The organism is Shewanella sp. NFH-SH190041, assembly GCF_024363255.1.
Lineage (GTDB): Bacteria > Pseudomonadota > Gammaproteobacteria > Enterobacterales > Shewanellaceae > Shewanella.
In genome coordinates, this window is the sequence record NZ_AP026070.1 from 3,123,724 (window position 1) to 3,146,035 (window position 22,312).

Below are 22,312 nucleotides of genomic sequence, written 5' to 3' on the forward strand. Positions count from 1 at the left end.
CCATCCTTCGCACTACTTCTCGAAATAATAATTAGTCCAATTGCTCAAGATACTCATCCAGCAATTCGTCACTATTATCCTGTTTAATCGGCATATTCCCATCATATACTTTGTAATCCATATGCTGGAGATAAGCATCCTTTACAAACGTATATGGGTCAAGCGCATTATCAACTAAGCGTTCCTGGTCAATTGCTTCTGCTCTTTTATTCAGATTTTTAACACCCCATTTCAACACAGACTGTGCAAACGTAAACTCAGATAAAGGGAAATACAGGCTATCCACCCAATCTGAAGCCAGTTCCCGAGTCACATGCGGCCCAAAAAACGGTGCCATAATATACGGCCCATTAGGAACGCCATAATAACCAAGCACTTCATTGAAATCATCTTGTTTACGGTGCATTCCCATCATATCGGCAACATCCACTAAGCCTACCAAGCCAATTGTTGAATTAACAAGAAAGCGTCCCCCCGCATTTGCAGCCCAGCCCCACTTTCCCTGTAGCGTATTATTAACGACACTTGCAGGCTCTTCGAGATTATCAATAAAATTGTTCAGACCATTTTTGACTGGCGAAGGAACATAATCAGCATAAGAATGCGCTACAGGCCGATAGATATAATGATCAAGATAGTGATAATTGAAATCCCACATACTGCGGTTAAAGCTCTCAAAGGGATCCCTTGGATCGTTATAAACAACCTTTGCTTTTGTCGTTATCGTATTATCATCTGCACTTTTGGCATCAACCATGCCAACTAAACTAAACCAGACATACAGCACTATCAATATTTGCTTCATATCATTCTCAATCGCACTTCCTGCGGCACAGCAACTACCCGAATTTTTTGATTACATCACTATAACAAAACTGATTGATAACGTCTCCGCCCATTAAGCGTCTACGCCCATTAAGCGTCTACGCCTATTGGGAAGATTCATCATTCAATGTCAGCATGACAAAGCGTCAGAAAATTGAATACTTATTTATATGCTAAAAATCAATGCCATAAAAGAAGTTCAAAATCAGTCGAGATAGGAGTTTAGTGAAATTTAGGCAATAAAAAAGACGTCCGAAGACGTCTCTTTTATCAGGTTTGGTGGAGGCGGCGGGATTTGAACCCGCGTCCGAAAAACCTACGCTCAAGGCGCTACATGCTTAGTCTCTCTTTTGTTTAACCAATCAACCTCCGAAAGACAGGATTTTAATTGGTGAGTCCGGTACTGTTTCGCGGTTCACCCCCGAACAAGGTTCCCTCGCTAGCATCATGTTAGATGACCATCAGATTCCACTACCCATGTGCTAAGCATGTGGCTGATGGGGAGATCTAGCCGATTAGGGCTAGAATTATGCTGCTAGAGCAACTCCGTTGTAGTTATCGTCGTTTGCAACTATAACTGTGCGGCTTTTAACGAGGCCAACCGCCCCTCGGCATGCTCCCGGAGTTTCGCGAATCCCGTCGAATCCAGAATCGCCCCCAAGATGTAAATCATTGTAATGCTAAAGCTGAATAATACCAAGCATGTTTTAGCCCGGCTTAAATCAACTGCCTGAATTATCGGCAGTTGCTAATTATTTGTTCTTCATTACTCGGGCTTTTTCAATTGCCCACTCTCGCTGTTTAGTATCTTCACGTTTATCGTGATCTTTTTTACCTTTACCCAGCCCGATTTCCACCTTAACCCAGGAACCTTTTCCCCAGTACATGGAAATCGCCACAATAGCATAGCCTTGCCGTTCAACCAGCCCCGCCAAGCGATCCAGTTCTCGACGATTTAGCAATAACTTTCTTGCCCGAGTCGGATCTGCCACTACATGAGTCGATGCCGTGTTCAATGGCGTGATATTGCAGTTATACATATAAGCTTCGCCATTTTTAACCATTACGAAGCTCTCAGACAGGTTTATTTTACCAGCCCGGATTGATTTTACTTCCCACCCCATCAGGGACAGGCCCGCTTCCAGCTTTTCATCAAAACGATATTCAAACGTCGCCCGTTTATTGCGAGCTATCGTTGCTGGTGCATTTTTTGCGGATTTTTTGGAATTTTTCTTAGCCATAGGCCCGTCATTATACGCTGAGGTAGTCAATTTGGAATTGTCTATTTATCACTTTTTCTTGTCATGTCAACCCAATGCTGTTTTTTTATCCACCTCTTAGCACAACATCGCCACTTCATAGGTTTATAAGTTCGACGATGATACAATACTCCGCAAATCGATACGAATAATGTTAATGCGGGATTATTTCTGAATGCCGAAAATCAGCCGTCAGGTACTGGTGCGTTTCAGTGCCCAACAAATGTTTGATTTAGTTAATGATGTCGAATCATACCCCCAATTTCTTCCAGGCTGTTCTGGGGGAGAAATTTTGGAAAGCAGCACCGAACATATGCTAGCCAGAGTCGATATTAGTAAAGCCGGAATAGCAAAATCTTTCACCACGCGAAATCGTCTCATTCCGGGAAAATTAATTCAACTAACACTGGAAAAAGGTCCCTTTAAATTTCTTCAGGGACAATGGCAATTTACAGCTTTGACGGATGATGCCTGTAAAATTGAATTCGAATTAGAGTTTGAATTTTCCAACTCTCTGGCAGCAATGGCTTTTGGAAAAATTTTTCAGGAATTAGTCGCCGCGATGGTAACAGCTTTTACAGAAAGGGCAAAAATTATATATGCCAAATGAACATGACAAATTTGCCGTAGATGTTATTTATGCGCAATCAGATAAGCAAAAAATTATCACGATTAATGTGACACCGGAGACGACCTTTATTGAGGCTGTTCGTCAAAGCCAGATGCAAGCATTTTATCCTGATCTTGATCTGGACACCGTTAAGTTAGGCACATACAGCCGATTAGCCAAGCATGATGAAATACTACAACCAGGTATGCGAGTCGAAATCTATCGACCATTAATCGCCGATCCTAAAGATGCTCGTCGGCGCAGGGCAGAAAGAGCCAAAGCCGACAAAGATGCCTGACATCGCTTAATACCTCATAGCCACACATAATTAAGCCCGTAGTTTACGGGCTTAATTGTTTTATTCCTGATCAATTTTCTGCTGCTGAGAAAGCGGTTTTTGCTCTTCAACGAGAGGTTTTGCCTCTGGGCGAGTTTCAGGTAATAGTGGCTCCTGAGGTTGGGCAGCGCCTCCTGGTAATGAACTTTGCTCCAATGGCACATTAAATTCTGGGCTCAAGGCATAATCACCATCAACACTCGCCAGATGGTCACCATTAAAATGTAAAATCAATTCCTTATGGGTAATACTAGCATCGCGGCCACTTTTGAAGTGGTAAACGTAATACCAAGTATCATCAGCAAAACTATCACGTAATACTGGTCGGCCCAGAATATAATCCACCTGTTCTTTGGTCATATCAATTCGGAGTTTTTCAACCTGTTGCGGCTCCATATAGTTGCCCTGAGGAACATCCGGCTTATATACCAACCAGTCAAAAACACTACATGCACTGAGTGAGAAAGACAGCGCGACAACACCCAGCAGGGTAACAGCTTGCTTTTTATTGATCATTATTTCTGCTACTTATTTGAAATCTATCGTTATCATACCCAAGGCTGAAGCAAAGTGACAGCACCTAACTCATTAGCAAAGCAATACCATCAATTCTCATCAAAAAAACGGCCTCATAAAAACTCAAGCACAACCATATTTACAAACTGATGTCAGTTATCAGGCCACTCCCGATACACTTTCTCCACTTGAGCAAATGTTTCCGGAGCTAAAAAATATTCCACCAGTTCGGGGTCAAAATGCACGCCAGCTTCACTGCGTAACCGCTGGCAGGTTTCAGTCAAGGACCAGCCAGACTTATAGGGCCGTTTACTGGTCAAAGCATCAAATACATCGGCTATTGCCACAATACGCCCAAATAATGGAATATCTTTACCAGCTAATCCGTGTGGATAACCACTACCATCCCATTTTTCATGGTGAGTCAGTGCGATCTCCCTGGCTGCACGCAGCAAGGGAATATCATGCTGGCCAATAATATCCGCACCGATCAGCGGATGTTGTTTCATAATCTGCCACTCATCGGCACTGAGTTTATCCTCTTTTAGCAAAATAAAATCTGGCGTGCCGATTTTACCCACATCATGCATCGGCGCAGCATGAAACAAGAGCTCGGCCTCACTGTCACTTAATCCAGCCGCTAATCCAAGCAACCGGGAGTAATGGCTCATACGGATAACATGGTAACCGGTTTCATTATCTTTATATTCAGCAGCCCGACCAAGTTTCTGCACAATCAAACGCCGAGTCTGTTCCAGCTCATCCAACTGAACCAAAGATAACTGATTACGGATCCTCGCCAATAACCTCGGGGCAGATAGCGGCTTAGTGATATAATCTACGCCACCAGCGGCAAACCCCGCAGTTTCATCCGCCTCACCATTCAGAGCTGTAATAAAGATGACCGGAATATGGCAGGTTGACCGGTGGGATTTCAGCTCACGACAAACCTGATAGCCATCCATCTGCGGCATCATAATATCCAACAAAATAAGTTGCGGTTGCTCTGCCCGGGCCCGCATCAGAGCTTCCTCTCCCGATTGGGCAAAACAGCAGCGGTAACCGGATTGCTCCAAAATACTCTTACACAGCTTCAGATTTGCCGGCATATCATCGACCACTAAAATGGGATACGACATTCAGCAAAGGCCTCCGTTATCCATTGCGCAAAGGCATTTTCAGGGTTAAGACTGTCTCTTGAGGGGTTGACTGACAGATCAATACCCCACCGTGTTTTTTTGCAATGACAGCCGCGCCAGCCAAGGACAAATCATAAAAATATTCGCTGTCATCCGCTGCTGCCATAGGGTCAAACATGGCATTAACGGCTTTGTCAGACAGCACAGGGCCGGAATCAAACAGCGTTAACATCACAGCATCTGCTCTCAGTGTAGACGACATCACCACATCATTGTTTTCTCGGCGAGCAGCACTGAAAGCAAACATGGCGACAAACATACGTTCCAGTAACTTACTGTCACCAGCGATGCGGAAAGGATCTTTAGAGTTATACCTCACCTCCACCGGGAATCTGTCTTTAACTGAAGCGCAGAGCTGCTTCATAAAACTATTGACTATAATGACATTTAAGCGAATTTCCGCTTTTTGAATTTGATAAAACTGCAACAGTTGGTCAATGCGGCTGATGCTTTTTTCCAACGCGCTTTCTGTGGCATCAGGATCCGAGTCGAGATTATCAATCGCCTGTTGTAACCGACTCAGTTCAGGGGTCAAAATTTGCTGTTGCGTTTCAATAGTGTCAAACACTGTCGGATGAGCCATACTGGCATCGATCCGCGCCAGCAACTCCCGTTTATTAAACGGCTTAGTTACATAATCTACCGCCCCTAATTGAAATGCCCGCAGCTTATCTTCAACCCGGTTCAGGGATGACAGCACAATCACTCTAATACGCCAGCTACGATCCCATTTTCGCAGCCGATCTAATACCTTGTAGCCGTCCATATCAGGCATCACCAGATCCAACAGCAGCACATCAAATGGCTCAGTTTCTATCCGCCTGATAGCATCTGGGCCATTAATCGCAAATGAGACCTCATAGCGGCTGGTACTAAGAATACTCTTAAGTAACTTTAAATTTGCCAATTCATCATCAACGGCCAATATCCTTGCTTTTTTATTCATGCAGGCCTTCCATCGTCAATATCAGCGCCTCGGCAATCCGGCCGATACAACTGACAGCGCCCTCAAAATCAAACTCATCAACACGAGTAGCCAGCTCAGCAATCACATCACGATCTAAATAACCCGCTAATCCCTGTAGCACATTAGCTAACTGCGTATCATCAAATGTTCCTCTTTGTAGAGCCTGTTTCAACGCTTCCAGCTCAGCCATAACATCCGCCAGCGGTCGCGAAGGTAAGGCCGTTTTAAAATCAGCTTCAACCGCGGGGGTTATGACCTGATTTAATACCGGCAACAAAGCAATCGCGGTGAGTATTTGGGATAATTGTTCCGTTAATTGCTCTGCGCATTCGAGGAGACTTTCGGTTGAAGCTGATGCCTTTATTGCATTTTCCAGCGTCCGAGCTGCATGGCTCAAACTCATCATGCCCAATCCACCAGCAACACCTGTCAATTGATGAGCAAGTTGGCTGCAGGCATGTTTGTCCTGCTGTAATAATGATGTCATCTCTGCGGCACCATGTTGCCACTTAACGGCAAAATCCCTCACCATTACCAGATATTTATCTTCACTGCCCCAATTATCCAGCGCCATGTCCAAATCCACTAAGGTGCTGAGTCCAGATAAGGGTTGTTGAATAGTCGATGCAGGCTCAGACTGAATCTGGGAGAAACATGTTTCAGAGAACGCCTGAGGTAAAAGTTCAGCCATCACAGCAGTAAGTTGGCTAAAGTCCACCGGTTTAATGACAAAGCCAGCCATTCCGACATCACGGCACTTTTCTCTGTCTTGTCCCATACCACTGGCTGTCAAGGCAATAATCGGCACATTGACTCCATGCTCAGCATTAAAACGGCTTATTTCTTCGGCAGCCTGATAACCGTTCATCATCGGCATATGAATATCCATCAGCACCAAATCAAATTCCCTACTGCGTTTTTTATATGTGTGCAGCGCCTGTAACCCATCCTGACACCAGCAAATTCTGTGCCCATCTCGGCCTAGTCGGGTTTGGATAAGTTCAGCATTAACGGCAATATCTTCTGCCAACAGAATATTTAATGATTGAGTGGGCTGAAAAATTCTTGTCGCATCATGGCAAGATACACTCTCAATCACCGGCGCCTCACATGACGGTAAACTAACGGTGAAATGAAACTTAGAGCCAACCTCAGGCTCACTTTCAACCCAAATTTTACCGCCCATTTTTTCCACTAATTCCCGGGAAATCGTAGTGCCTAACCCTGTGCCACCAAAACGGCGTGAAATGGAACCATCAGACTGCACAAACGGTTTGAAAATATGTGCTAACCGGTCTGGCGCAATTCCAATTCCAGTATCAGTAACCGTAAAATGGATTACCTTGTCATCCTCAGCAGGTATTACAAACACGTTCACCTCACCCTGCTCAGTAAATTTGACCGCATTACCGACTAGGTTCACCAACACCTGACGCAAACGCACCGGATCGCCTTTAACCCGAGTAGATAACCTTGAGTCAAGCTCACAACACAGTGACAACCCTTTGCCTTTGGCCTGCACTTCACTGATGCCGACTGCGGCCTGAACCACAGGTGCCAATTCAAAAGTAACCTGCTCAATCTCCATTGAACCACGCTCTAATTTGGTTAAATCGAGAATTTCATTTAACAGTGCCAGCAAAGCATGGGCCGATTTAGATACCGTGGTGAGGTGCCGGCGCTGCTCAGCAGAAAGCTGCGAGTCCAGCACCAAATCTGTCATACCAATAACCGCATTCATCGGCGTTCTCAGTTCATGGCTCATATTGCCAAGAAACTCAGATTTAAACCGGTTAGCCTGCTCAGCATCATCCCGGGCCTTGCGCAGTCTAACTTCGGCCGCCTTTCTGTCACTAATATCCCGTAACACCAAGGTATAGCCTTGCAAACTACCGCCATGAACGGCTGTTACTGACAACTCTATCGGAAAGATATGACCGGATTTATTGATAGCCTCCAACTCGGTTAACACAGCGGTACGGCGGGAAGATGTCTGCGCCAGCTCCCGACACCAAGATGCCATATCCACAATTTTGTTATCACAGGACAGCAGCACAGCGACATTCTGCCCGGACAGCTCATTGGTATTAAAGCCAAAAATGGTGCTGGTGCTGCGATTGGCCTGGCGAATAACCCCGTTGTTATCCACGACCACCAATGCGTCCATCATGGCATCAAAGGTAGCCCGCAGTTGATGCTCCGCCTGTTGCAGAGCCAATGTCCTGGATTGCACCCGATTTTCCAGATACAGATTCAACTCCCGTATCTGCTGTTCATAATTTTTCAGCTCACTGACATCAGTTTCTATGCCAACAAAATGGGTAATCACATTATCTTCATTGCGCACCGGAGAAATATAAAGGTGATTCCAGTACAGCTCCCCATTTTTACGGTAATTTTTCAGCACCACGTCAATGCTGCGGCCAGCTTTCAGCGCTAGGTTAATTTCTGCTATCTGGGGCTGGTCAGTGTCCGAACCTTGCAAAAAACGGCAATTACGTCCCAAGGTTTCAGATGCATCGTAACCTGTGGTGCGATAAAACGCCGGATTAGCATAAATTATCGGCGTATCTGCGGCCTGAGCATCTGCAATCACAATTCCTGTGGTCGCGGTATCAATCGCAGCGTCTTTAAGCAACAACTCCCGGCGCTGCTCATTATTTTTCTGCTCCAGTTTGTTTTTATAAATCAGATGATGTCGCAACACATCCAAAGCAATAAATGCCTGCTGGACTTCCCCTGTCAAACGATGGCGCAACACCATACTATCGAGTTGATTTTTAGACAGCGCAGCAATGGCGCGGGCCAACGCCGATAGTTCCTCCGCCAAACGATGGCCAAATATGATACTGGCTAACAAAATCAGCAGTATCACTCCGCCCATCAACCAAATAACCTTATTATTGGCCGCAATATTGGCGGCAAATGCCACCGCCACCGGCCGCCCGATCAGTACACTCCAGCCCGTACCGTGAAAATCATATGCTCCCTGGCTATGGGCATAACCAATCAATGCCGTATCAGACTGCCCTGGAAAGCGCCCCTGTATCGCCCCAGACTGGCCTGCAATGGCGGCCAGTGCCGCAGGCATCTGCAATTCAGCCCAATTATCACCCCGCAATGCCAACGCCTGACTCACGTGCGTCGGCATTACTGCTGTGGGCGCTACCTGCGGCAGTGTTGACTCCCGCCACAGGCCGGCATCTGACGGTGTAGCAACATGATGTTGTTGAGATAACGGCATCGATGCAGTATCAGAGGTCAGTAACACCCGACCACTGCCATCCAACAGCACCATAGCATCATCATGGGTCACCCCTTGTTGTTGCAGCAGGTGATGAAAATCATCCACCATCTGAGCTATGGCATTAAAATCCATCAAATTAACCAATACAGCCACTGGATGACCGTTTTCATCTCGCAGTGCAAAAGCAAAAATCATGTCATAGCTGTTTGGCTCTTGCGCGCTATAAAGGGGATTGGTCAAGGGGCCTGCAGTTACTGTGGGCACAGAGTCTGCGGTGTGATGGCTTCCGTGGGTGAGTGCTTGTTTAAACCAGTCAGAATGCCGGATAGCATCCGTATCTATGGCTAATAACGGCAAGGCATGTCCATCGGCACTGGAGTGATTACCTGCCAAGAACTCCCCTTGAGGGGATAACAGAACAATGCGCCGGTAAATCTGATAAAACCGCACCAGTTGGTCAAAATACACCGAAATCTGACGACGATTTGCTTGCGGTAAGGGGAAAGGATCTTGGCGCCCTTTAAGACTGAGAACAAATGCCTGAGCATCGTAGTAACGCTCAAATAAATTACGGTCGATAAGATCAGACAGCACCATGGCTTCATTGGCTAACTCACTGTATACCAACTCACGCACAGTGGCATTATTCTGGCTGTACTGAAAATACACCGCTGCAATCGGCAATGCGCCGACCAGCAACAAAAGTATGATCAATTTGCCCTTAAATGACATCCTGTATCCGCCTAATCCCTTTGAAAATGCAGCAATAAACACTTTCAAATAAGCATAGGCGATTTTGTCATTAAGGGCGGAAAAACCGCACCAGTGCCACCAACACACTGGCGCTAATGCCGGATCAGTCCAGGCGGCGTTGTACGCTTTGTTTCCAGAACTGAGCTGACAGACCGTAGGTTTTTATCGACAAACGGTGCATTTGACTGCCCATCTCTTCGGCTTGACGGGTCTGCTCAAAGCTATCTTGTGCCAAACCACTAATATCGTGGATGGATTGGCTTATCTCACCGGCGACCGTGGTCTGTTGACTCATGGCCGCCGCATTGGCATCACTTAAGCTGTTGAGACTTTCCATCGCTAATTGCAAATCCTGAAATGCCGTATCCGCCTCTCTGGCAAGTGCCACCGCTTTATCGACTTGCTCATTGCCCGCTTCCATCGCTTGAGCGGCACTGTCGGTACTGGCCCGGAATTTCTGCACAATGGTTTCAATCTGACCGGTAGATTCAGCAGTTCTGGCAGACAAGTGCCGCACTTCATCAGCCACCACGGCAAACCCACGGCCAGACTCACCGGCCCGGGCAGCTTCAATTGCAGCATTTAATGCCAACAGATTGGTTTGATCCGCAATCGCCCGGATCACCTCCAAAACATCGTTAATGGCTTGGCTGTCTTGCTCAATGGAATGCACAATGCCGGCAAAACCGCTCACCTGCGTGCTGACTGTTTCAATGGCATTTACCAGCAACTCCAGTTTGTCATGACCCTGATCCGCGGATCGCAGACTATCATGTACGGCACTGGCGGCTTGCTGAATATTATTGCCCACTTCGGCGAAACTGCAGTTCATCTCTTCAATGGCCGTTGCAGAGGCCGTTGTGTGTTCACTCTGGCTCTGGGCCCGCGCACAACTTTGCTGCATCATGTCACTCATATCCGCGCTCTGCTCACTAATCGATGCCGCAGAATCAGCCATACGCCCGACCACACCAGCGGTTTCTGAAACCAAAAACTGCAGGGCTAAATCCAGCTGACCGATATCATCTCGTCTGCCGGTGTAAATCGCCTTCGCCACAGGGTCATCAATAATTTTTTCTGCCCGGCGCACCAAGCGATTAAATGGTGCCAATAACGCCAGACCACCACCCAGTCCCACGACTAAACCAGCCACTAAACCCAATAACCAGTGACCTTGAGCTGCGGCCACAGAAATCGCACTGACCAGCGCCAACAAAAAGAGTATCCGGCCTGTCAGGCCTAATTTATCTTGCTTAATAATCCGTGGCGTTTTACCCGCATTCAGCGTCTGATACAAAGCTTCGGCGGCATTTATCTGCGCCCGAGTTGCCTGACGACGAACCGATTGATATTCATGTACCTGACCATTTTCATAAACCGGGGCCACATAGGCATTGACCCAATAATGGTCACCGCTACGGCAACGGTTTTTTACCATGCCCATCCAAGGCTTACCGCTTTGCACCCGTTGCCATAATGTTTTAAATGCAGCTTTAGGCATATCCGGGTGACGGATCATATTGTGTGGTCGACCATGCATCTCATCCATGGTGTATTCACTCTGCTCACAGAAAGCCTGATTGGCGTATTTGATTCTTCCCTTAAGATCTGTTGTCGACAGTAAAATTGCGTCCTCTGCAATCGGCTTTTCCCGTTGAGTCACAGGAGCCTGATCTCTCATTACTCTGATACCTTTGTAAATCATTGAAGCAGCATTTTGACAAGTCAGGCCATTAAACCCTATGACACATATCAAATGCATTTAAGTTAATTTGTTCGCCATCTAATAACTGGCGAAAAATAAGGAGGATTACCAGGGAAATACCGGCACGGAAGTGGGATCAACTTGGCAGAACCCAGCAATGGTACACTGAACGAGAATAAAAACGTTTATCAATTAAATTAATTTTAATTAAACTGACGCTCTTTCAAATGCCCTATGCGGACCAATAAATGTCATCCCACCGGACAAAGAACAGCGCGACTTTTTCTTGGCAATTTCCCCGTTCGCTCTATCCACTGAATCGGATACTCGCGGCTGGCGTCGGCGGCTATCTCACCACATCAGCACTGATTGCGCTGGCAGCAATTATCCTGCCGCTACCAGCCGCAGACAGTACATTACTGAGCATGATGTTAGCCTTCGCTATTTGGTGTGGGTTTGCATTGTGGGCATTTGCGGCGCGCTCTGCCACTTGGATGTGGGCTGTGATGACGGTGCTAAGCCTAGGCAGCTGCGCCATTATTTTTCTGCTACAACAAAGGCCGCTGCTATGAAAGAGAGTTTTTTCCGCACCATGACCTGGCTGCACAGCTGGACCGGTCTGCTGGTATGCTGGCTGCTATTACTGATCTTTTTTGCCGGCACCCTAAGCTATTACCGTTATGAAATTAATTTATGGATGAAGCCCGAGTTACACAGTCAGGTGATCACCGACTACGACAAGGTGGATTTGGCTGCGACATTGGTGAAAGGTCAGGCCTATCTGAGTGATATTGCCCCCCACGCTGCCAGTTGGCAGATCCGCCTGCCAAGCCACAGAATTCCCTACGTAAGCTTTGCTTGGCAGGAACCGTCAAGTCCTGGCGAGCGCGGAAAATTCTATGAACATGTGGTCACCACGGAAGGGCGAACGATTACTGATGTTCGGGCGACCAAAGGTGGCCACTTCTTTTACCGGCTACACTTTGACCTACACTATCTGCCGGTACCGCTGGCACGATATCTAGTGGGTTTTGCCACCATGTTTATGCTGCTGGCCATTATCAGCGGTATTGTGATCCATAAACGTATCTTTAAAGACTTTTTTGCACTGCGGCTGAAAAAGGGACCTCGCAGCTGGCTAGATGGGCATACCCTCACCAGTGTGCTGGCCCTGCCTTATCATCTGATGATCACTTATACCGGTCTGTTGGCCCTGATGTTTCTCTATATGCCTTCGGCGCTACATACTGCCTTTGATGGCGACCGCAAGGCACTGCAACAGGCGGTACTTCCTTTGGCGAAGGTGACTGCCTCAGGCCATCCAGCACCTCAAATAGCCCTGGGATCACTACTGCCGAGTATCCTTGAGCACGCCAAAGGCCATGCCATTAAGGATATCAAGGTAATTCATCCCGGCGATCGCAACAGTCAGATCCAGGTATGGCTTCGCAATGACCAATGGATCAGCGAAGCTGAACCTCGGCTGTTATTTAGCGGTACTGATGGTCGTTTTCTCGGCCGGGTGGGAGAAAGTCTTAGCCCGATGAAACAAAGTTACGATACCCTCATTGGCCTTCATGCTGCACGTTTTGCCGAGCCAACACTACGTTTTGCTTTCTTTATCAGTGGAATACTAGGTTGTGTGATGATAGCTTCCGGCGCACTACTATGGACCACCAAAATGCGGCAGAAATATCGCAGCAGTAAAACCAGTCACACATGCGGCAGCCAATTAGGGTTAGCAATCTGTGATGGTCTCAATCTTGGTTTTATCACTGGGTTGCCGATAGCCACTGCCGTTTTCTTATGGGCAAACCGCTTATTACCATGGGATTTGCCAAGCCGTTATCACTTTGAAATAAATATGTTTTTTATTGCTCTTGGCAGTACTATACTGCTGGCACTGTGCCAGAAATTGCGCTGGCATCAAGCATTACTGGCCGGAAGTCTACTTTGGCTAGGAGTGCCATTAATCAATGCTGCCAGTTCCAGTGAACATCTGCTTAGTAATATCGCCAAGGGACAATGGTTTATTGCTTGGGTGGATATCATGGCTCTGTGTTTCGCCGTCCTACTCATGCTGGGCGCCCATCACAGTAGGCAGCGCAACAGTCCTCGCACCATATTGCAGGCAAAGGAGGCCGCACTGTGAGTCAACTGCTGTTACCCCTGACCCTTATTAACCTGTGCGCATTTGCTTGTTTTGCTCTAAGTAGCTTTGGCATCTACCGCGAGTGGTTTGGCCGTGCGCCGGGGACAAGAACTAGCCTTATACTTAAATTGAGCGGGGCGTTACTGCTGTTCGCCAGCGCCCTACTCAGTGCTAATCATCAGCATTGGGGGCTGGGGATATTACTCTGGCTGGGGAATCTGACCATGACAGCGCTGTTTATCGCCCTGTTGCAATCACTTAAAGAGTTACGTGGCCAAACACAGAAAAGGCGGCAACAATCTCGCTAAAACAAACCGGATAACCGGTGTGCAGCACACAATAGCATTCATCACAACCGCAGCCGGCAATCACCGGCTGCATCGATGTCTTAGTTTTGTATCTAGTGCAGTGATAACAACACTTAGATTGCTACAGCATTGTTTGCCTTAACGAATAAATGCCCCTTTGGCATCGAATGGCCAATCAATACCTAACCAAGCAGTTAAAAAGGCTTTTTGCTGTTCACTGGCGCCGGCAAGAGCGCGGATCTGGGCTTTACCACTGTGGGTTTCCCCCAATGTCAGTGACAGTGTTTTCAGTTTGTCATTACTGAACAAGGTGACATCAAGTTTATCACCCGGTTGAAAGTCGGCTATCCGCTTATCAAATCTGGCACTCTCTAGCCTCAACCCATTAATAGCTACCAGCTGATCGCCAGCATGTAGCCCAGCTTGCCAAGCTGGTCCACCGCGTTGAACATGGGCCAAAGTTAAAGAGTCATCCGCCAGCATAACGCCCATAGAAGCTGTTACCTTATCGTCTTCTCCGTAACTAAAGCGTAATCCGGCCTGTTGCAATAAGGCGGTAAAGTCTAATGATAGTGGGCTATTCACATGGTGCTGCCACCAAGGGCGGTAATCCTGCCCACTCAATTGCTGCAAAATATGCTGTACCTGTGCCACGGTATAACCGGCTGGCAAACGATGATCGCGGTACAACGCACGGTGAACATCCCGGTAGGAATGAGCCAACTTAGTTTGCTCTAACAGCGAAAAATCCAGCGCCAGTGATGTCAGATACCCTTCAGAGTAAATATTGACGCTGTGGTTAATGGCATAATCCCCACCACTGCTGATCCAGGCGGTTTCACTGGCTTCAGCAACCGACTGCTGCTCCCGGCCCGGATTATTAAGATGCCGGTCTATGCGTTTAGCTAAATCAGCAAAAAACTCCTCTGGCGTCGCAATGCCAGCCCGCAGCAGTAATTGATACTGAAAATAACTGGTGGAGCCTTCTGCCAGCCAAAGCAATTGGGACATATTTTCCCCTTGATACTCATAGGGAACCAAGCCACTGGGGCGATATGCTTTCACATTCCAGGTATGGATAAATTCATGGGCGGCGGTGGCGATAAAGCCTAGGTAATCCTGCCGCTCGCGGAAACTGAAGCGGGGACGCTGGATAACAGTTGAATTCAGGTGCTCCGTGGCACCACGCTCACCCGCGGTGGCATGCACCATATAAACGTAACGCTCAAAAGGATAATCATCCCACAGTGCGGCAGCCGTACCACTTAACGCAGTTAAATCAGCCTCGATCTGATCCAGATCATAATTCCCCTCTCCCCATACAACTAACTCATATTCACGCCCATTGGCGTCAAAGGTACGGTGTTGAGAAATCCCAGTTTCAATTGGTGAATCCACCAGCACATCATAATTAGGGGCTACAAAACGATGCCGTCGACTGGATGCCATGCCTGAATAACTCTTCCATCCCCGCGGCACATCCAAATCAACCGTTACCGGCTCATCTCGAAAACGCGGGCTGTACATAAATACCCCGCTGGCATCGAGATAGGCATGACTGGCATCAATATGACGTACTCGCTTACCAAGTAGATCACCATGAATTTGGTAACGCACCTCGACCTCGGTTGGCTCAGGCAAACTGATTTGCCATTCACCGCTGGCAGTACGCTGCCAGGTCAGCGGTTTACCGTCCTCATCAAGCGCATTAAACATGCGCACCCCGTCAGCTAATGGCAGCACCTGATATTTACCTGTACGCCATACCGGCAAATTGACGGTCAACTGCCCCTCAGCTTGGGGGAAATTGATTTTTACCTGTGCGAGTTGATGCTCAGGTTCAGTTAAATCAATCTCATAACTAACCTCTGCCACAGCCGGCAAAGCAATAAGTGATGTGATGGTAAAAAATGCTATTAAACCCGGTTTCACTTGCAGTTCCTTCTGTTATCATTCCGGCAATAAAGTTCGCCGAGTATACCAAAACATTCTTCATATACTCAGCAACACTAACAAAACAAAAGAAAATTTCGGCCGGGAATGCCGGCCAGGATGATATGCCTATGTGTTTCACCGTCCGCGTTCTGTTTGCCCTGTTTTTACTGATTTCCATCCAGGTACCCGCCACGGAGATGCTTGATGATGAAATTCGTATCCGCGAGTCTGCCGCCAATTTTTACCAACAGATTAGCCTGCGACTTGATGAGTTACAGGGCAATGAAAGCCGCACTCAGTTACATCAATTTGCGGCTGGACAGGGGCTAAGTCGTAGCGGCCTATTTAGAAAAATTCAGTTAGCCGTCAGGCTGAATATGGAACCTGGGGTTAACCGTAACCCAGCCCAGCCGCAAAACCGCGAGCTACTTACCTTACTAGATAAATTGGCAGAGTCACCATTAGAAAAAGCCACTATCACCATGCTACTCGCCCGACTGGAGGGGCGTAATAAAATCCGTTATCAAGAAGCCATTACGCTCTACAATCATGCCCTGATACAGAGCGAGGAGCTCAGCGGCACCCAGGCTAAACTACTGCGCTACACCCTGCATGATCATCTCGGCTCGTTACACCTGCTGCTGCAGCAATACTCACTTTCACAGTCTCACCTAGAACAGTTACACCAAGTGGCCGATGAACTAAACAATGATTACCTCAATGCTTATGCCGCCTTTGCCTTGGGCAAACACTTTAATAAACGTGGTATGCAAACTAAAGCACTGCCTTTTTTCACCCGAGCATACCAACTGACCCGCCCGGATCAGCCTCAACAATTGGCGATGTTGAATCTGTCCTTAGCCAAGGTGCATCGGGAGTTAGCACACTGGGCAGAGGCGCTGAAACATGCTCATGATGCGTTACACAGCTTTGATAAAGCAGATAATGCGCCTTATTCATCCCATACCATGAGCGTCATAGCCAGTGTCTACGCCAAACAGGGAAACTGGCGTAAAGCTATCGATCACTATCTTAACGCCCAACAAATTGATATCCGCTCTGGCAACCGTATCAATCAGGCGCTAAATCTACACAACTTAGGGGAGGCGTATTTCAAACTGGGAGATTACCCTAATGCCATCAGATATCTGAGCAATGCTAACCACTTTTTTCAGCAGCGCCAGATGTCCCACTACCTGCTTTATAATGAGGCGCTATTAGCCGAAGTCTATCTAGCCGACCATCAATGGCAACCGGCCCGTCAACATGCCAAACTTTCGCTCCACCTGGCCGAGGAAAAGGGCTTAATTGAAGAGCAGCTTACCGCGCTCACCCTCAGTGCTACCGCCCTTCTGGCGCTGGACAACAAGGATAATGTCATTCAGCAGCAACAGCAGATTATTGCACTTAAAACGATTCCCCAGCGCCAAGCCGAAGACACCGAGGCCCTCAAAGCCGAGTTACAACGCCAGCAACACAGTCAAACGGAAACCAAGCTGCGCCATCAAATCTCCTCGCGGGATCAGCACATTATGCAGCAAACACAATTGCTATTATGTGCTGCAGTGATACTGATTATTTTGCTGCTGTTTCTTATCTATCTGCTACGCAGTAAAGCTGCTATGCAACAGCAAATAGCGCAATCAAAACGGCAATTGAGCATTGATGCAGCTACAGGCTTACCCAACTGTCACGCGCTATTTGAGCAATTATCACAACAGCAAGCGTACCAAGCCCCAGCCAGTCTGTTGTTGCTTGAGCTATGGCCAGAAATGCACGCCGATATCATGCAGGAACCCGCAAACCACCATTTAATGCTCCAACATTACCTTCACGGGATCACACATCAGGCTCAGCAGGATAATCCGTCATTAATACTTAGCCCTTTTATTATCCGCCCCGGCCTGCTAGCACTGTTAGGTAGCGCTCCACTATCAATTGAGCAAGCCCTGCACCTATTAACCCCTGCTGCAGCGCTGTTAACCCCTAGTTCCATCTGCGCTCCCGCTGTGGGCATTATTCCGCTGCCTCTGTGCGGCCATGCCAACTGGCGCATTGAACCACAACAACAGTTAGATGTTGCCCGTTACGCCCTGGCTGGCGCACTGTCACTGTCAAAGCCAGTATCCGTGGGCATATCATCCCCCTCTGAACCATGGGAACCTGACATCGATCAAGCTAATCACCAAGCTCAGCAACCAAAATCGGCGCAACAAGCGACGCAAAAAAATGGCATTAACATCCACGCAGTAAAACTCACGCCTCTGGAGTTTGCCCCACCGGGAATATTTACTGCGCCACTGTATTTCAATCTGAGTAAAGGCATTACCCGGGGGCTTATCCGGATAAGCTGCAATGCAGATAAAACCGCGATACGCTGGCCAAACGGTTCACCAACAAACTAAATAAAAAGCATTAATAGTTGGTGCTACCTGATAAGCCGATAACGTAGTAAAAAGGTGCCTCAAACGCGCCAGAAAGGTTCGGCTCTTAAGGCAGAGTCCTGTATCTATCCGGCTTGGTATTAGCCTGTCGCTATTATTCAAATTCCTTGCTGCCACACTGTTAGGTCACGACCTTGGTGGTAATTAAGGTACAAATTCCCCCTAAGGTTAGTCAGAAAGTCGCCCAAGGCTATGCTAGTTTTAAAAGGTAAATTTAGCCGTCGTTGTACAGCACATCAAAGCACATATTGTCGCTTTGCTCCCGAATACTTACTGACAGCATTACAGGGCAGGATAGTCATTCCACTATGGACACAAGTAACAACGCCTCACAAATCAAATTGCTGCAACAAAAACTGCAATCAGCCAAGCAGGCATTGACGGATATCAATGAAGATCGCAATGCCAAACTTCAAACCCTGCTCGAATTTATCCAGAGTCTCAGTCTTGCCTGTAAAGGGCAAAATCTAGAGCTAGATAATAAGCTAGCCAAACTACGCCACCAGCTAACTAACTACGAGAAATTGGATGATGCACTGCCGGACCTATTGGAAGTTGAACAGTTACTGAAAAAACAATATCACCTGATTATGAGTCAACTGGAGCAGAGTCGCGCCGGTCTAACCCGGATCACCCGACAAATTCAGCGTATTAATCTCCCTGAGGCAAAACTAAAAACCGAACTGAATTATTTTAAAAAAGGATTAGATAAACCACTGCATACAGTATGGGAGTATCTGCCTAAAATTGAACAAATTATCCAGTTTCAGGAACATCTACTCAGCGCGACTCTTGATCCAACCCAAAAAGAACAAGTGCTGCCTAAACATCAACAACTGGCGCAAGAACTGACCGAGCTAATTACAGAAATCGATTTCAACTATGATCAGCAAGATCAGATTCAGACGCTACAAGAACAACTGGGCAGCAATATTGATATCGACCATCTGCTAGAAGCCTATCAAACGATCCTAGGATTACTGCTGGGGAATATTGCCCAAGAAAAATGCGCATCCCAAGAGTTTCTTGCCACTCTTAACGATGCGCTCAGCGCAGTAAAAAACGTCGTAACTGACTCATATCATCAAACCCAACTCAGTGCCGATCTGAAATCTCAACTCAATGCCGAAATTAATCAGCAAGTCAATTCTGTGCAAAACAGCATTACCGATATCAATGAACTGCAGCAACTAAAAACTCGGGTATCAGATCAATTGGCCGGGATCCGTACGGCACTAACCCATAAAGAATCTTTAGAGCATAAAGAACAAGCTCTTATGAGAAAAGCAATAGAAGCCATGCGCAAAGAGTTAACAGAGCTAAACGAAGAGGCTAATAGCTACAAAGAAAAATTGATTGAGCAACAAAAGATCAACCAGCTTGATCCTCTCACCCAACTGCCTAACCGAGCGGCGCTGGAAGACAGAATGGCGCGGGAAATGCGCCGCTTCAAACGCCACGGTAACCCTTTGTGGCTGGCGGTAGTGGATATCGATCATTTCAAAAAAATCAATGATACTTTCGGCCACAGTTGTGGTGACAAAACCTTACAGGTTATCGCTATGGCACTTAAAAACGCCCTGCGAGATACTGAATTTGTGGCCCGATTTGGCGGCGAAGAGTTTGTGCTTTTAATCCCCAATGTCTCCGCCAAAGACATCAGTCAATTGCTCAATCGCGTGCGAGAAAAGATAAAAACCATCCCATTTAAATTTAAAAATCAGAAAATTACCGTTACAGTATCTATAGGAGCAGCACAGCTAAATCAGACGGAAGCGATGGAAGAAGTCTTTGAACGCGCCGATGCTGCTCTGTACCGGGCTAAAAACGCCAACCGGGACAGGGTAGAACTTGATAGCTGATCCTGTCCCCGGCTCAAGGAGGTGCCATGACAGTCAGGATTAGTCCCAAAGGCAGTATGGTGCAATTGTCTCAGCTGGAAGTGAATCTGCTGAAACAGAGCGCTAAAAGTGATTTATACCAGCTTTATCGCCGTTGCTCACTGGCAGTGCTGTCATCTGGCTTAAAAAGCGATGATGCCGATGCGCTGTTTGAACGGTATAAAGATTTTCAAATCAATGTCCTACAGCGTGAACGTGGCTTAAAGCTAGAATTGATGAATGCCCCGGAGCAGGCATTTGTTGATGGCCAGATCATTACCGGGATCCGCGAGCACCTGTTTGCGGTACTACGGGATATTCTCTATATCTCCAATAAATACGACAACCTGCGGCATATCAACCTGACTAATGCCACCCATATTACCAATGTTGTATTTGATATTTTGCGCAATGCTGGCGCAATTCCACCTGAGCGAGACCCTAATGTTGTCGTGTGTTGGGGAGGTCATTCCATCAATCCAACGGAGTACAGCTATACCCGGGAAGTCGGTTATCAACTGGGGCTCAGAGCACTGGATATCTGTACCGGTTGTGGACCGGGGGCAATGGAAGGCCCGATGAAAGGCGCAGCTATCGGCCATGCCAAACAGCGCATAAAAAATGCCCGTTATATTGGTCTGACTGAGCCCAGTATTATTGCTGCTGAGCCACCCAATCAGATTGTCAATGAATTGGTGATCCTACCGGATATTGAAAAACGACTAGAAGCCTTTGTCCGACTGGGACATGGCATCATTATTTTCCCCGGTGGGGCAGGCACAGCAGAAGAGTTATTGTATTTGCTGGGCATATTGCTTAATCCGGCCAACGCTGAAATTCCTTTACCGCTGGTATTAACCGGCCCGGCGCAGAGTCAAGATTATTTCCTTGAGATTGATGCCTTTATTAAAGCCACCTTGGGTGAAACAGCCCAAAATCGTTATCGTATCATTATTGATGATCCCGAAGCCGTTGCGAGGGTGATGAAACAAGGCATGGAAACCGTCAAAGACCACAGGCGCACCACAGGGGATGCCTATCAATATCAATGGTCATTGAAAATTGAACCCGAGTTTCAGCTACCATTTCAACCGAATCATGATGTTATGGCTAATCTCCGACTGAATTTTCAGGCCAATAAAGCTGAACTGGCAGCCAACCTGAGAAAAGCGTTTTCTGCTATAGTAGCCGGCAATGTAAAAGCTGACACCTTAGCGCTGATTAAGCGGCAGGGGCCTTTTCATATTCACGGTGATGAGAAAATGATGGAACTGATGGATCATCTTCTCAGCGCCTTTGTCACCCAGCAGCGCATGAAGCTGCCCGGCAATACCTATACACCTTGTTATCAAATCATCAAATAATGAATACGCTGCTTATTATTGACGGACTGAACCTGGTCCGGCGCATGCACGCCACCCAACCTAACGAAACAGATATGGCCGCCCTGACCTCCCGGGTCAGCGCAGCCTGTCGCAAACTGCTGCGTTTTCACCAACCAAGCCATGTGGCACTTGTCTGGGATGGTGACGGCGAAACCTGGCGCAAACAACTTTATCCCGATTACAAAAAAGGCCGAAAACCCATGCCTGAAGCACTGGCGCAGGGATTAGTTGCTCTAAAACAACACTTGGCCGATGAAGGGATTAACTCCATCAATGCTGAAGCAGAAGCGGATGATGTTATCGCTACCTTAGCCTGTAAACTGACCGAGCATGGCGGGCGGGCAATTATTGTCTCCACCGATAAAGGCTTTGCCCAATTGCTGCATCCGGCAATTAGCCAATGGGATCATTTCAGTCAGGGATATCTGGATATTACTGCATTGGAGAACAAACTTGGGGTAGATCGCAGCCAATTGCTGGACTTTTTTGCACTGGCAGGTGACAGCGGCAATCGCATTCCCGGCATCCCAGGTATCGGCCCCAAGTCAGCGGCAGAACTGCTGCGCAGTTTCCGGCATCTGCGTAACCTATATGCCTCGCTGGACAGCCTAGGCGCGAAACAGGCCAAAAAACTGGCGGATGGCCGAGAAATGGCCCGGCTCAGTTACCAATTAGCACGGTTACGTACCGATATCGACTTAGATATCCGTTTAAATCAATTCCGCTGCCAAGCAAATAAAACGTCACCAGCCCGTTAACCCGGTTTGGGTAAATACGTTTAACCCTCATA

General features: G+C 47.4%; 17 protein-coding genes and 1 other RNA gene. 9 read left to right on the forward strand and 9 right to left on the reverse strand.

Annotated features, from left to right (window positions below; translation table 11 throughout):
- Positions 1–31 precede the first annotated feature (31 nt).
- The 3 genes from NFHSH190041_RS13870 to smpB form a co-directional block, all read right to left on the reverse strand.
- Positions 32–757 carry a VacJ family lipoprotein gene (locus tag NFHSH190041_RS13870; RefSeq protein ID WP_261925130.1) on the reverse strand — a complete coding sequence of 242 codons (726 nt, stop codon included), beginning with the start codon at positions 755–757 and terminating at the stop codon, positions 32–34.
- 345 nt (positions 758–1,102) lie between these two features.
- Positions 1,103–1,484: a transfer-messenger RNA gene (gene ssrA / locus NFHSH190041_RS13875) on the reverse strand.
- 93 nt (positions 1,485–1,577) lie between these two features.
- Positions 1,578–2,066, reverse strand: a complete 489-nt coding sequence (gene smpB / locus NFHSH190041_RS13880; protein WP_261922367.1) for an SsrA-binding protein SmpB — start codon at positions 2,064–2,066, stop codon at positions 1,578–1,580.
- Between the two features lie 193 nt (positions 2,067–2,259).
- On the opposite strand from smpB, the gene NFHSH190041_RS13885 reads away from it, so the two are divergent.
- The gene (locus tag NFHSH190041_RS13885; protein WP_261922368.1) at positions 2,260–2,694 is read left to right on the forward strand and encodes a type II toxin-antitoxin system RatA family toxin; all 435 of its coding nucleotides are present in this window, start codon (positions 2,260–2,262) and stop codon (positions 2,692–2,694) included.
- A complete protein-coding gene (locus tag NFHSH190041_RS13890) occupies positions 2,684–2,992 on the forward strand; it encodes an RnfH family protein (RefSeq protein ID WP_261922369.1) in 309 nt (102 codons plus the stop codon). The genes NFHSH190041_RS13885 and NFHSH190041_RS13890 overlap by 11 nt, the downstream gene beginning before the upstream one ends.
- A gap of 60 nt (positions 2,993–3,052) precedes the next feature.
- Here the strand turns inward: NFHSH190041_RS13890 and NFHSH190041_RS13895 are convergent, their stop codons facing one another.
- The 5 genes from NFHSH190041_RS13895 to NFHSH190041_RS13915 form a co-directional block, all read right to left on the reverse strand.
- Positions 3,053–3,547: an outer membrane protein assembly factor BamE gene (locus NFHSH190041_RS13895; protein ID WP_261922370.1), complete on the reverse strand. Its 495-nt coding sequence runs from the start codon at positions 3,545–3,547 to the stop codon at positions 3,053–3,055.
- A gap of 152 nt (positions 3,548–3,699) precedes the next feature.
- The gene (locus tag NFHSH190041_RS13900) at positions 3,700–4,686 is read right to left on the reverse strand and encodes a two-component system response regulator (RefSeq protein WP_261922371.1); all 987 of its coding nucleotides are present in this window, start codon (positions 4,684–4,686) and stop codon (positions 3,700–3,702) included.
- Positions 4,687–4,702: 16 nt separating this feature from the next.
- Positions 4,703–5,692 carry a response regulator gene (locus NFHSH190041_RS13905; RefSeq protein ID WP_261922372.1) on the reverse strand — a complete coding sequence of 330 codons (990 nt, stop codon included), beginning with the start codon at positions 5,690–5,692 and terminating at the stop codon, positions 4,703–4,705.
- A complete protein-coding gene (locus NFHSH190041_RS13910; protein ID WP_261922373.1) occupies positions 5,685–9,692 on the reverse strand; it encodes a PAS domain S-box protein in 4,008 nt (1,335 codons plus the stop codon). Before NFHSH190041_RS13910 ends, NFHSH190041_RS13905 begins: the two co-directional genes overlap by 8 nt.
- Before the next feature lie 124 nt (positions 9,693–9,816).
- Positions 9,817–11,394 (reverse strand): methyl-accepting chemotaxis protein, encoded by a 1,578-nt coding sequence (locus NFHSH190041_RS13915; RefSeq protein ID WP_261922374.1) that lies wholly within the window; start codon positions 11,392–11,394, stop codon positions 9,817–9,819.
- A 272-nt stretch (positions 11,395–11,666) separates the two neighbouring features.
- Here NFHSH190041_RS13915 and NFHSH190041_RS13920 point away from each other — a divergent pair, with 272 nt between their 5' ends.
- From NFHSH190041_RS13920 to NFHSH190041_RS13930, 3 genes are read left to right on the forward strand one after another with little or no spacing between them, the layout of a single operon-like run.
- The gene (locus tag NFHSH190041_RS13920; protein ID WP_261922375.1) at positions 11,667–11,990 is read left to right on the forward strand and encodes a hypothetical protein; all 324 of its coding nucleotides are present in this window, start codon (positions 11,667–11,669) and stop codon (positions 11,988–11,990) included.
- A complete protein-coding gene (locus NFHSH190041_RS13925; protein ID WP_261922376.1) occupies positions 11,987–13,570 on the forward strand; it encodes a PepSY-associated TM helix domain-containing protein in 1,584 nt (527 codons plus the stop codon). Before NFHSH190041_RS13920 ends, NFHSH190041_RS13925 begins: the two co-directional genes overlap by 4 nt.
- Entirely contained in the window at positions 13,567–13,878 is a 312-nt protein-coding gene (locus NFHSH190041_RS13930; protein WP_261922377.1) for a DUF3325 domain-containing protein, read from the forward strand. Before NFHSH190041_RS13925 ends, NFHSH190041_RS13930 begins: the two co-directional genes overlap by 4 nt.
- 138 nt (positions 13,879–14,016) lie before the next feature.
- Here NFHSH190041_RS13930 and NFHSH190041_RS13935 read toward each other — a convergent pair whose 3' ends face one another.
- Positions 14,017–15,810: a M61 family metallopeptidase gene (locus NFHSH190041_RS13935; protein ID WP_261922378.1), complete on the reverse strand. Its 1,794-nt coding sequence runs from the start codon at positions 15,808–15,810 to the stop codon at positions 14,017–14,019.
- Positions 15,811–15,941: 131 nt separating this feature from the next.
- Here NFHSH190041_RS13935 and NFHSH190041_RS13940 point away from each other — a divergent pair, with 131 nt between their 5' ends.
- The 4 genes from NFHSH190041_RS13940 to xni all read left to right on the forward strand — a co-directional run bounded on the left by NFHSH190041_RS13940 (position 15,942) and on the right by xni (position 22,280).
- Positions 15,942–18,218 carry a tetratricopeptide repeat protein gene (locus NFHSH190041_RS13940; protein ID WP_261922379.1) on the forward strand — a complete coding sequence of 759 codons (2,277 nt, stop codon included), beginning with the start codon at positions 15,942–15,944 and terminating at the stop codon, positions 18,216–18,218.
- A gap of 347 nt (positions 18,219–18,565) precedes the next feature.
- Positions 18,566–20,119 (forward strand): GGDEF domain-containing protein, encoded by a 1,554-nt coding sequence (locus tag NFHSH190041_RS13945; protein WP_261922380.1) that lies wholly within the window; start codon positions 18,566–18,568, stop codon positions 20,117–20,119.
- Between the two features lie 26 nt (positions 20,120–20,145).
- Positions 20,146–21,501 carry a nucleotide 5'-monophosphate nucleosidase PpnN gene (gene ppnN, locus NFHSH190041_RS13950; RefSeq protein ID WP_261922381.1) on the forward strand — a complete coding sequence of 452 codons (1,356 nt, stop codon included), beginning with the start codon at positions 20,146–20,148 and terminating at the stop codon, positions 21,499–21,501.
- Complete coding sequence (xni, locus tag NFHSH190041_RS13955; protein ID WP_261922382.1) at positions 21,501–22,280, forward strand: flap endonuclease Xni; 780 nt, start codon at positions 21,501–21,503, stop codon at positions 22,278–22,280. The genes ppnN and xni overlap by 1 nt, the downstream gene beginning before the upstream one ends.
- The last annotated feature ends 32 nt before the right edge of the window (positions 22,281–22,312 follow it).